The sequence below is a fragment of the Mesorhizobium sp. M7A.F.Ca.US.002.01.1.1 genome, from assembly GCF_004022955.1.
In the GTDB taxonomy this organism is placed as follows: Bacteria; Pseudomonadota; Alphaproteobacteria; order Rhizobiales; family Rhizobiaceae; genus Mesorhizobium; species Mesorhizobium ciceri.
In genome coordinates, this window is record NZ_RZQE01000183.1 from 1 (window position 1) to 10,926 (window position 10,926).

The window sequence follows — 10,926 nt, forward strand, 5'->3', positions numbered from 1 at the left end:
GGCCAGAACAGCGCCGATGCGAAGACCGCGTCGCTGGATGACGGGTCCGACACGCCCAGTGCCGGGCGCGCTCCGGCGATAGGGCTCGGCTTGATGGATATAACGCCCGACATTCGCCAGCAGATGAACCTAGCCGGCAAGCAGCACGGCGCGGTGGTTGCCAGCGTCAATCCCGACAAAGCCGCCGCCGCTTCCGGAATACAGGCCGGCGACATCATCGTTGCCGTCAATCAGGTGCCGGTTAAGAACGCCAGGCAGGTAACCCAGGCAATCGCGCAAGCCGGCAAGTCTGGCCGCAAGTCGGTGCTGTTGCTGGTCGAGCGTGGCGACGCTCAGATCTACATCGCGGTGCCTTTTGCCAATGGCTGAGTAATGGCCTTGACGTGAACGGGACCGGCAGGGTTCGTCGGCGACGATCCCCTCCGGCCTCCGCCCGTCAAGATTTTGGTTGCCCGCCACGACATCTTCGAGAACATTGCATCAGGCTGATGTCGGCCCGATGCAGGAGATTGCCGCGATGGTCACCCGAGGTTTCTCTTCAGGACGGCGCCCGCCAACCGATGACGATGCCCGCATCCCGCCCGGCCAATATCTTGAACAGGGTTTTCCGGTGCTGTCGGCCGGTCCGACGCCGCGCGTGCGCACCGAGGATTGGTTTTTCACGCTGAAACATGGGCCACGGCCGATCAAGAAATGGAATTGGGCCGAGTTCAACGCGCTGCCGTTGACCAAGATGACGCGCGATATCCATTGCGTGACCGCATGGACCAAGTTCGACACGCCGTGGCAGGGCGTGCTGGTCGACGATATCCTTGCCGACGCGGGTGTGGAGCCGCCGACCGGCTTCACGCTGGCGCACGCGTTCGACGGTTACACCACCAATGTGCTGGTCAAGGATCTCACCGCCGGCAAGGCCATGGTCGCGCTGCTCTACGAGGGCAAGCCGATCACGCCGGATCATGGCGGCCCGGCAAGGCTGCTGGTGCCGCATCTCTATTTCTGGAAGTCGGCCAAATGGCTGAACAGCCTGCAATTCACCACGCGCGACGAGCCCGGTTTCTGGGAATTGCGCGGCTACCATATCTATGGCGACCCATGGCGCGAGCAACGCTACACGGACGATCCGTGAGCGATACGGCGGCAGTGCAGTCGCCCTGGCAAACAGCCGGCATCGTCCGCATCGAAAAGCGCACGCCGCGTGTCACCAGCTTCTTTTTTCAGCCGTCTCGGCCCTTCGCCTATCGCGCCGGGCAGCATGTCGACGTCAGGCTGACGGCGCCGGACGGCTATCAGGCGCGCCGCTCCTATTCCATCGCCTCCGCGCCCGAAACGAATGGCGCAATCGAACTGGCGATCGAACAACTCGACGATGGCGAGGTTTCGCCCTTCTTCCACGAAGTCGCGGCAATTGGCGACGAAATCGAACTGCGCGGGCCGCTTGGCGGGCATTTCGTCTGGCCGAAGGATGAGAGTGGGCCGCTTGTGATGGTCGGCGGCGGTTCGGGCGTCGTGCCCTTGATGTCGATGATCCGCCACCGCGCCGCACGGAATTCAGCGGTGCCCGTCGTCCTGGTCTTTTCGGTCCGGGTCTGGGACGAAGTGATCTTTCGTGACGAGCTGATCGCACTCGACGAGCGTCAGGACGGCTTCGAGCTGGTGCTGACACTGACCCGCGAAGCCGCACGCCGCCCGGCCGACTATGCGCGGCGGGTGGACGTCGCGATGATGGCGCAAGCCATGGCGCGGCTGCCCGAGCCGCCTGGCATCGCCTTCGTCTGCGGCTCCAATGCCTTCGTTTCCGCGGCAGCCCAGGCGCTGATCGATGCCGGCGTTGCAGCCGAAATCATCCGCACCGAACGCTACGGAGTTTGAGCGGACGCCGCCTTGCGAGAAAGGTTCGTCGGATTCGCCTTCAGCCGATCGGCAAGAAACCCGCCGACAGCAACTGGAAAGGCAAGGCGCCATAGGCGGCCACCGTGGCCGCGTCGTTCCACTCGCGAAACTGTCGCGATGGTCGCGCCTCGAGCGTCAAGGCAACTCGCGCGCCGTCGAGCGTCACCTTGCCGCGAAAATGCAGCACGCGTTCCCTGCCGGATCGGCTGATAGCCACGGCACGCAGGCGAGCGATATGCTCGCCACCGTCATTGATCTCCATTTCGATGCGGCGCCGGACCGGCGGAACGCCGATCCTGACGGTGATGTCGAGCATCATGTCGCCGGTCGTTTGCGGACAGGCGATGGCCTGCGAAAACACCAGAGGCGCCGATGCGGCTTGCGGCTTGCCCGCGGCCGGTCTCCCGCGCCAGGGTTTGGCGGGCGGCTCCTGCTGCAACCGGCCCTTCTTCCGCTTCAGGCGCAACTGCTTGGCAAGGCCGCGCGACAGCCAGACCAGGCCGCCGAAATCCGTGCGCGGCTTGGCTTGCAGAACCGACGACCAACGCGACAGGCCAGCCCGGTCGGCCATCTCGAAGATTCTGGCCATTGTCCGTTCCGGCACCGGAATGCCGATCTCGAACGCCAGATAGGATAACGCCACCGCCGCTGGAACCGCCAGGCCGCGTCTTCCGACGATGTCGAGGAACATCCCCCAATCGACGTCTTCGGCATGGATGGCGACCGCGCAGTCGACAAGCCAGTCGCTGTGGGTGTGGGCGTCGAGGCCGCCATGGGCGATGGCCAGTGCCATGCGATCGGCCGGCGATGGCACGAAGACCGCGACGCCGCTGAATTGTGCCGGGACCGCCCGTTGCCAGATCGCCAGGTCGTCTTCCGCGCTCGTCTGCGACCCATCATAGCCGAGCTGGTGCAGGTCGATGTCGCCGAAACGGCCCTTGAAGAAGTTCATCGACCGCAGCGACGCCAACCGGGTTCGCAGATATTGCGCGCTGACGCCCGAGGCGATCTGCCAGTCGCGGTCGCGCAAGATGTCGAAGACGGCAGCCATGTCGCGCGGGCGCACCAGTATGTCGATGTCATGCGCCACCCGACCACGCTGCGCCGACGCGTTCAAGGCAATGCGGCTGGCGCCCTTGATCAGCATGATGTCGGCGCCGCCGTCGGCCATCGCCTTCAGCGCCGGCTCGGCCTCGCGCATCGCCATGCGCGACTTCGTCCACAGCATCTTCTGCAGGCCGACGAGGCGCGGGTGCGCGGTATGCCCGGCCAGTTTTCTGCCGAACCTGTCGGAGATGGCGGCGAGCAGACGATGTTCTCGAAACGAGACGAGGTCGATGTCGTTCTCGTCGAGCCAGCGCGCGGCGCAGGCAGCGGCTGCGTCCTCATCGGAGAGCAGCGCCGCCTTCAGCAACAGGTCCAACTGGCCAGTGGGCCACGACCAGCCATAGTCCGGGAAGCGGCGGCTGATGCGGCGAACAGGCCTGGCGTTCAACTGGAGCCCGCCTTGTTCTGGGCCCGCCGCTGCATGGCGAGCCTTGCGACCTGGATATAGCCCCGGTCGCGTGCCGGATCGCGGCCGTAGGAAAGGCTGCCCGGACGGATGCGGCGCAATGCAAGCACGTCGTCGAGCATGGCAAGTACAAAGCCTGCCTCACGAACCCGGGCGATCCAGTCGATCATCTCGCCGCGACCGCCTGGTGGGTCGATGATGGGACCGACGCTCTGCACCACCTCCTGGCGGATCATCATCGTCGTGCGCGACCAGCCGGCTCCACTGGCCGCATCGGGCAAATCGGGGCTGTCGCCGCGAAACGTCCGCCAATGCGTAAAGACGCCCGCTGTCCCGGGATGACGGCCGAGATAGGCCAGTTGCTGTTCGATCTTGTCCGGCAGCCACAAATCGTCGGCATCGAGCGTCGCGATGAGCGGCGTCGAGAGTGCCGCAATGCCACGGGTCGTTGCGCTGCCGGGTCCGGTATTGTCCTGTCGCAGCACCGTCACCGGCAGGTTCATCGCATCGATCACCGCGGCCGTATCGTCGGTCGAACCGTCATCGACCACGACGATGGCCTCCGCCTTTGCCGCCTGGGCCAGAACGGAGTTCAGGGCAGCGCCTATGGTGGCGGCCGCGTTGAAAGCCGGAATGACGACGCCGTAGCCTCCCATAAAAGAAACCGCCACTGCGCGAGATCCTTGAAGTCGAAAATCCCCTCCACCCGGCGCAAGCTGGGGTCGGCCCGGCGACGCTTCATCGACTTGTGAATGGCGCGCATGAACTCGCGAAAGGGCACATCGGCTTCCTTGGTCATGTTGCCGGGATGACGCCTGTAATAGAGAGCCACCGTATCGGGCATAACGTATTTTGCCTGGCTCTCAAAGATACGCAACAGATAGTCGGTGTCCTCGGCCTGTTTGAAATCCTCGTCGAAACCACCGGTGCGCTCGATGAGGTCTCGCGCGAAGATCCCGGCGGACAGGTGGATCCCCCGCACGGTGATGGAGTGGCTGTCGGCGGCCGGTTCCAGTGTCTCGCCATCTATCTTGTCGACCAGCGTCATGCGCGAATAGGTCAGCTCGAGGCCAGGATCCTCTTCGAAGCAGGCGAGATCCGCCTTGAAGCGGCCTATCGGGGAGATGTCGTCCGAATCGAGAAACGACACCAGACGCGTCTGCGGCAGCAACTGCTTCAGCCCGGCATTGCGCGCCTTGGTGACCCCGCCATTGATCTGCTGGAAAAGACGAATGCATGGGGCCTCGTCGATTAACGACCGTACGACGGCTGCCGAGCCATCGGTCGACCCGTCGTCGATGACGATGATGTCGAGATCGATGTCTTCGCGCTGCCTGAGCAACGAGCGCAGCGCCAGGCCAACGAATTGTTCGCGATTGTAGACCGGCATGATGACGCTCAGCCTCATCGGCGTCTCCAGCAGCGTTGCGGGCTTGGCTGATCCGAGCCGATTGTGTCGAGCATCATGGCATCCGCCAATCGGCGGGACTCTTCAATTCGAAGATGCCCTGGACCTCTCGCCGTGACGGATCGGCCTTGCGCCGCCGCATCGACTTGTGGATTGCACGCAAGTGGTTGCGGACCCTGCCGCTATGTTCCTTGGTGACATTTCCGGCGTGGCGTCGGTAGTAGATCGCGACGGTGTTCGGCAATTCGTAGCGCGGACCGGTTTCGAAGACTCGCAACAGATAATCCGTGTCCTCGGACTGCTCAAAGTCCTCGTCGAAATGGCCGATGCGATCGACAAGCGTTCGACTGAAGAGAGCGGTGCTCAGCGAAATTCCGCGAAGCGTCATGGTACAGCAGTCCGCCTCCGGCTCGAGCTTCTCGTCGTCGATCCGGTCGACCAGCGTCATCAGCGAATAGGTTAGCTCAAGCCCGGAGGTAGCCTCGAAGCGGGCGAGATCGGCCTTGAACCGTCCGGCCAGCGAGATGTCGTCAGAATCCAGGAATGACACGAACTCCGCATCCGGCGGCAGTTGCCGCAGCCCGGCGTTGCGCGCCCTGGCCACGCCCATGTTCGATTGCTGGAAGAGTCGGATGCAGGGGTTTTCGCGCATCATCGAGCGTACGGCCTCAGCAGAGCCGTCGGTCGAACCGTCGTCGATGACGATGATGTCGAGATCGGCGGCGTCCCGCTGCCGCACCAGCGAGCGCAATGCCGAAACGACATAGCGCTCACGGTTGTAGACGGGCATTATCACGCTCAGTTTCACGAAGCGCCCCGCACAAGAAAGTCCGCAATCGTGCCGGCTATCTCCTGTGGCTGCGTCCCCAGCGACAGACGATAGCACGGCAGCAGGCGGGTCAGGTCGCTGAAGAAGCGAAAGCCGCTCTCCCGCTCGCCCGGCATCTGCGCTATGCCGGACGGCGCCAAGGCAATCATGGCATCCCTGCGCGACACCGGCACGATCGAACTTGCCTCGCCTCCGCCGATATGTGGCACCACCAGCGCAACGATGTCCAGAGTTTCGGGCACCGGCCGTGGCGCAATGTCGTCAATGTGAAAAGCATGCTTGCCTTGCCAGTTGAGCGGACCGTGCGCCTTCAGCCGGTGCTTCAGCCCAAGTCGCGCGAATCCCTGGGGATCCTGCTTGAGTGTTGAAAACAACGGGCGGGCAGTCACGCCGTTGGAGAGGTCGACCAGCACATAATCGTCGCCGACGCTGTCCAGCCCGTGGAGGAGGCCGGCGGCGACGGTCCCGGATTTCCCGGCGCCGCCCGCGCCGGCCAGCAGTACGCCCCTGCCTTTGGTGCCGAGCGTCCCCGCATGGGCCAGCCGCATGCCACGTGCCGCATATTCCCAATGGAGGAAGGGGCGCAGCGGCGCTCCCGGCTCCCACGGTGGAAAGGCATCGGCCGAGGCCATCAATTGCACGCCAACGCGACGTTGCGGATCATAGAACTGCCAGAAATCCAGGTCATGGAAATGGTTGCCGCGCAATCCGGCTTCCGCCAGCCTGGTGGCGAAGCCATGCTGCGTGAAGGGTCCTTGGCCCCATCTGGCCGGTGCCGCGATGCCGTCAATGCCGGGATGTGCGACGAAGATGCGGCAGATGTCGGCAGGCGCTCGGTTGTCCGCAGCCGTGACAAAGCCATGAGCGAAGGCATCCGCCAACGCGCCGGCACTCACATGAGTGGTCAACTCCAGATGCGGCAAGCCCACCTTGCAGGTCAGTGGATAATGCGCGGCGCTGCTCTGCGCTTGCGCCAGGACATGACGTGCGTAGTCAGTCAGGTTTTCGAGAGTGACGTTTGGCATGGTCTGCCTGTTCCGGAGCTGTCCGGCAACGAGAGCCTGGCGGGCGCCTCAGTTGGCCTGCTTCACTGCGGGCCAGCCGAGGGGCTCCTCGACCTCGTGGATGGGATCGACGACAATGAGGTCGGCAAGGTCGTCATGGATGTCGACCTTGAGGGGCTCGCCGGCAGCGGCGAGCTGAGCCAGCAATTCGCTGGGAACCGGTCTTGCCACGCCATCGGTTGCGGCCGCCAGCAAACCGAATTCGAGCAATTGTGAAACAAAGCCGTCAATCGCGGCGGCATCGAGGGCGCCAATCCCGGTCGCGGCGCCGACCAGTTCGGAGGCAGGCACGCCGGACGACAGTGCATCCCAAAGCCTGCTGCCTGAATCAGAGAAGCCGAAATATTTACCGGTGGTCAGGTCGAGAACGACGGCTTCGCCATCGAAGGATTCAAAGACGATATCCTTGCTGGCAATGGCATATACGCCGGATTGTCGCATGTTTGCTCCCCGCCGAAGCAGGCCGCGGAGATGATCTTCGGCCCCTACGGTCAACCCCACCGTTGCAGGCGTCTAACCATTTGCAGGGTTTTTGGCAAGATGGCGTAGGCCCGGCCGAGCGCAGCTGCAGGCCGCGCGGGCATGGACAGTCTCTGACCGTGCCTGCCGGTCACGCCTCGATTTCAAGCGCCGAAAGCGGCTTCGAGCAACAGGCGAGGATAAAGCCGTCCTCGATTTCGTGATCGAGGATGCCGCCATTGTGGCTCATCTCGACGTCGCCCGCGACCTTCCTCACCTTGCAGGTGCCGCACAGGCCGAACTCGCAGGCGGCGGGAATCCGCACCCCCGAGGCGCGTGCCGTCTGCAGCACCGTCTGGCCGGCGACGCATTCGGCATCGACATCGGAATGCGAGAACCGGATCGGTGTCACGGCCTCCACGGTGGCAGCGGCGCCGTCTTCCGCCGGCGGCGAGAACGGCGCCGGGATCTCCTCCACGGCAGGCGCGGCAAAGCTTTCCTGATGGTATTTCGTCATGTCGAAGCCGGCTGCGTCCAGCATGCCACGCACGGCGCGCATGAAAGGATCGGGGCCGCAGCAGAAAATCTCGCGCTCGCGGAAATCGGGCGCCAGCAATGGCAGCCGGATCGCGTCGATGCGGCCCATATGGCCGAACCAGCCCTCGCGGCTCGACCGCTCCTCGATCATGAAGCCGAGCGACAGCCCAGGCATGCGGCTGCCGAGCAGTTCGAGCTCCTTGCGGAAAATGATCTCTTCCGGGCGGCGCGCGCAGTTGACGAAGCCGACATCGGTCCATGGCGCGCAGTCGTTCAGCCAGCGCAGCATCGACATCATCGGCGTCACGCCGGAACCGGCCGAAATGAACAGATATTTGGCGGCCGGGTGGCTATGCAGCGAGAAGTCGCCGGTCGGCCCATAGGCCTTGACGTGCGAACCGGGCGTCAGATGGTCGAACATCCAGCGCGTACCGGTGCTGCCCGCCTGCGCCTTGACCGTCACCGCGATCGAGAACGGCCGCGACGGCGAGGACGACAGCGTGTAGGTGCGCATCAGCGGCCCGTCCGATGTCGGCAGTTCCAGAGTCACGAACTGCCCCGGTTTGTAGCGGAACCAGGTCTGGTTGTCGGAGCGGAAGGTGAAGGTCTTCACGTCAGGCGCTTCGTCGCTGACGCCGATCACTTCCAGCACCTGCAGCCTGTCGTTCCAGGGCGTCATCTGGTCGAGATGGCGATAGAGGCCAAGGTCCGTCATCGCATTCATCCTCTTATCCCCTGGGCTAGGCGACGCTGCGCAGGGCCGGCCGGCCGCCTTCGGCAAGGCGCGGCCCGATGAACGACGCGTACCACTCGACGAACTGGATCACGCCGCCCTCATGCAGCTCCGAATAGGGGCCTGGTTCATAGGCAGGCGACAGGATGCCGAAGGCGTTTTCCTCGACGATGCGGCGGTCCTGGTCGTTGGTCTCGGTCCAGACATGGGTGAGCTCAGCGAGGTCGTAGTCGACGCCTTCGACCGCATCCTTGTGGACGAGCCATTTCGTTGTCACCGCGGTTTCCGTGGCACTGATCGGCAGCACGCGGAAGGTAACGGCGTGGTCGCCGAGGATATGGTTCCAGGTCGTCGGATAGTGATAGAGCAGCAAGGAGCCGATGCGGTCGGTTGAAACGCTGTCGGACAGGTTCTTCTGGACCGCCCGTTTTCCCGTCATGGTGTAGCTGACGGCATCGCGCAGCAAGGGCGCGCGGGTGGCGCGGTACTGCCCTGCCGGATCGATGCGGAATTTGCTCGGCAAGCCTGATGCCTCGCATCTGGCCCAGTGTGCGACCATTTCAGGGTCGCTGTCGGCGCCATGGACGCCGGTTATGGTTGGAGCCTCGGGGAAGGTCTTGCACAACTCGGGATGATTGGCGGCGCAGTGGTAGCACTCGCGGTTGTTTTCCCAGACCAGCTTCCAGTTGCCCTTCTCGACGATCGTGCTCTCGAAGGCGATCTTTGCTTCACGCAGCCGGTGCGGCAAAAGATAGGGTTCGATCATCGCCCGCATCGGCGCGAAATCTGCCGGTTCCTTGGCCAGGCAGATGAAGATGTAGCCGCCGACGCTCTCGCAGGCGACCGGCTTCAGGCCGAAATCACTCTTGTCGAAACCGTCGGCCATCTGGCGGGCAAACAGCAGGCGGCCGTCCAGCTCGTAGGTCCACTGATGATACGGGCAGACGAGCTTTGCCGCGGTACCCTTCTCCGTGTTGCACACGCGGCTGCCGCGATGGCGGCAGGAATTGTGGAAGGCGTTGATCTTGCCGTGCTGGTCGCGGACAAGGACGACCGGATAATCGCCGACCTGCACGGTGATGTAGCTGCCCGGCTTCGGCAGTTCGCAATCATGGCCGATGAACAGCCAGTCGCGATACCAGATCAGCTCCATGTCGAGCTTGAAGTAGTCCGGATCGGTGTAGAAGGGCTGCTCCAGCGAAAAGCCTTGCCGGCGCCCCTTCAGGAGCCTCAGCATGTCGTTGCGGATATCCATGTCCTGTCCTCGTTTCTAAGGACTGAACTGGTGGTGATGGAGGAAGGATTGAAACACAGGCCGGCTGTGTGCCGGACATGCGCTATCCACCTCTTGACCGCCCACCGCGATCAGTCGAGTCTAAAAATCTCGGGCTGGTTTCCGGGCTCTGGAGTTGTCCTTGCGGACCATCGCGACACCTTCCCAGGCGGTTGCCCAGTGGTCTCCCGTTGCGACTTGAACTCCACCACCGTTGCGGGGGCAGCGCCGGATTCTGACCGGCTTCCCAATTCTCCGCCTCGTCGTCACGAAGCGGCACCTGAGATGGTATGATCTAACCACGATCGCGGGCGCGCCGTCGGCATGAAAACGACATCGTATCCATGCGGCGCGACACGGCATGCGAAACGCTACTGCAGCTCGTCGCGGGCCGAGATCCCACCTCCCGGGCGGCCATTTGCCGGCTGCGATCTTTCCGAATCCGACCCTTCGCGGGGGGTCAAAAAAGGTTAATGGTTTCGAAAAGTGACTATTAGCTCGCCCTAAAATCGAACCGAACGGTTCGTTTCTGTTGACGGTGCGTGCAGGACGGTGTGAACGCTGGGCCTCTGAAACAGTCAGTGATCCATCAGGTGGCTACACCTAACACACTGATATGAAGAAGAAAAATGCATCCTTAGATTCCATTGGCACAATTTCAAGGTGGGGATTCATGGTCCACACGGAACAACTTCGTGATTGGAAAAGACGACCTTGCCCTCCCACATCGGGGCTGTCCGAACGACGCGATTTCATTTCCAAGACACGCCGCTAGACGGACGGAAAAAAGACGATACTGGAGTACCAAAAATGAAAAAGATCATTCTCACTGCCGCAGCCCTTCTGGCCATTTCCGGCAGCGCCTTCGCTGGTAGCGACCACTACGGTTCGAACGCCGCGGCAGCCACTGCTGTCGACAGCTCGTACACCGCTTCGACCAAGAAGTCGGAACCGGCTGCTCAGGCGCCTGCCCAGGGTGCTGACCGCAACCTCTTCGGCAACAACTAACAGCCGATTCCCAGTTTTCCGGTCGACGGCGGGCTCGCCCGCCGCCCTGGCGAAATTCAGACATTCAGGAGTATTCAAGATGAACAAGATCCTCATTGCTGCCGCCGCCGTTCTGGCCATCACCGGCAGCGCTTTCGCGGGCAGCGACAACTACGGTTCGAACGGCCCGAACCAGCCTGCCGCCGCTGTGGACCAGTCGTACACGGCTT

At 63.2% G+C, this 10,926-nt stretch carries 13 protein-coding genes and 1 riboswitch; of the genes, 5 read left to right on the forward strand and 8 right to left on the reverse strand.

Annotated features, from left to right (window positions below):
• The 3 genes from EN932_RS18535 to EN932_RS18545 form a co-directional block, all read left to right on the forward strand.
• On the forward strand, positions 1-369 hold a 369-nt coding region (locus EN932_RS18535), incomplete at its 5' end, for a PDZ domain-containing protein (protein WP_128368964.1).
• A 148-nt stretch (positions 370-517) separates the two neighbouring features.
• The gene (locus tag EN932_RS18540) at positions 518-1,129 is read left to right on the forward strand and encodes a molybdopterin-dependent oxidoreductase (protein WP_127368346.1); all 612 of its coding nucleotides are present in this window, start codon (positions 518-520) and stop codon (positions 1,127-1,129) included.
• Positions 1,126-1,872 carry an FAD-binding oxidoreductase gene (locus EN932_RS18545; protein ID WP_127368347.1) on the forward strand — a complete coding sequence of 249 codons (747 nt, stop codon included), beginning with the start codon at positions 1,126-1,128 and terminating at the stop codon, positions 1,870-1,872. Before EN932_RS18540 ends, EN932_RS18545 begins: the two co-directional genes overlap by 4 nt.
• 40 nt (positions 1,873-1,912) lie before the next feature.
• Here EN932_RS18545 and EN932_RS18550 read toward each other — a convergent pair whose 3' ends face one another.
• The 8 genes from EN932_RS18550 to EN932_RS18585 form a co-directional block, all read right to left on the reverse strand.
• Positions 1,913-3,388 carry a nucleotidyltransferase family protein gene (locus tag EN932_RS18550; RefSeq protein ID WP_027160997.1) on the reverse strand — a complete coding sequence of 492 codons (1,476 nt, stop codon included), beginning with the start codon at positions 3,386-3,388 and terminating at the stop codon, positions 1,913-1,915.
• A complete protein-coding gene (locus EN932_RS18555) occupies positions 3,385-4,077 on the reverse strand; it encodes a glycosyltransferase family A protein (protein ID WP_245483294.1) in 693 nt (230 codons plus the stop codon). The genes EN932_RS18550 and EN932_RS18555 overlap by 4 nt, the downstream gene beginning before the upstream one ends.
• Complete coding sequence (locus tag EN932_RS18560) at positions 4,011-4,814, reverse strand: glycosyltransferase family A protein (RefSeq protein ID WP_128368965.1); 804 nt, start codon at positions 4,812-4,814, stop codon at positions 4,011-4,013. The genes EN932_RS18555 and EN932_RS18560 overlap by 67 nt, the downstream gene beginning before the upstream one ends.
• A gap of 55 nt (positions 4,815-4,869) precedes the next feature.
• Positions 4,870-5,622, reverse strand: coding sequence for a glycosyltransferase family A protein (locus EN932_RS18565; protein WP_027160995.1), 753 nt, complete (start codon positions 5,620-5,622; stop codon positions 4,870-4,872).
• The gene (locus EN932_RS18570) at positions 5,619-6,668 is read right to left on the reverse strand and encodes a serine kinase (protein ID WP_127368350.1); all 1,050 of its coding nucleotides are present in this window, start codon (positions 6,666-6,668) and stop codon (positions 5,619-5,621) included. The genes EN932_RS18565 and EN932_RS18570 overlap by 4 nt, the downstream gene beginning before the upstream one ends.
• 48 nt (positions 6,669-6,716) lie before the next feature.
• Positions 6,717-7,148, reverse strand: coding sequence for a PqqD family protein (locus EN932_RS18575; protein WP_013528271.1), 432 nt, complete (start codon positions 7,146-7,148; stop codon positions 6,717-6,719).
• A 169-nt stretch (positions 7,149-7,317) separates the two neighbouring features.
• On the reverse strand, positions 7,318-8,418 hold the full coding sequence (locus EN932_RS18580) for a hybrid-cluster NAD(P)-dependent oxidoreductase (RefSeq protein WP_127368351.1): 1,101 nt from the start codon (positions 8,416-8,418) through the stop codon (positions 7,318-7,320).
• Positions 8,419-8,443: 25 nt separating this feature from the next.
• A complete protein-coding gene (locus tag EN932_RS18585; protein ID WP_063169810.1) occupies positions 8,444-9,691 on the reverse strand; it encodes an aromatic ring-hydroxylating dioxygenase subunit alpha in 1,248 nt (415 codons plus the stop codon).
• A gap of 114 nt (positions 9,692-9,805) precedes the next feature.
• A riboswitch (cobalamin riboswitch) is annotated at positions 9,806-10,008 on the reverse strand.
• 511 nt (positions 10,009-10,519) lie between these two features.
• Between EN932_RS18585 and EN932_RS18590 the strand changes: the two genes are divergently transcribed.
• Positions 10,520-10,717, forward strand: a complete 198-nt coding sequence (locus EN932_RS18590) for a DUF680 domain-containing protein (RefSeq protein WP_013528268.1) — start codon at positions 10,520-10,522, stop codon at positions 10,715-10,717.
• Between the two features lie 79 nt (positions 10,718-10,796).
• Positions 10,797-10,926: DUF680 domain-containing protein (locus EN932_RS18595; protein WP_128368966.1), on the forward strand; the 130-nt coding region annotated here is incomplete at its 3' end.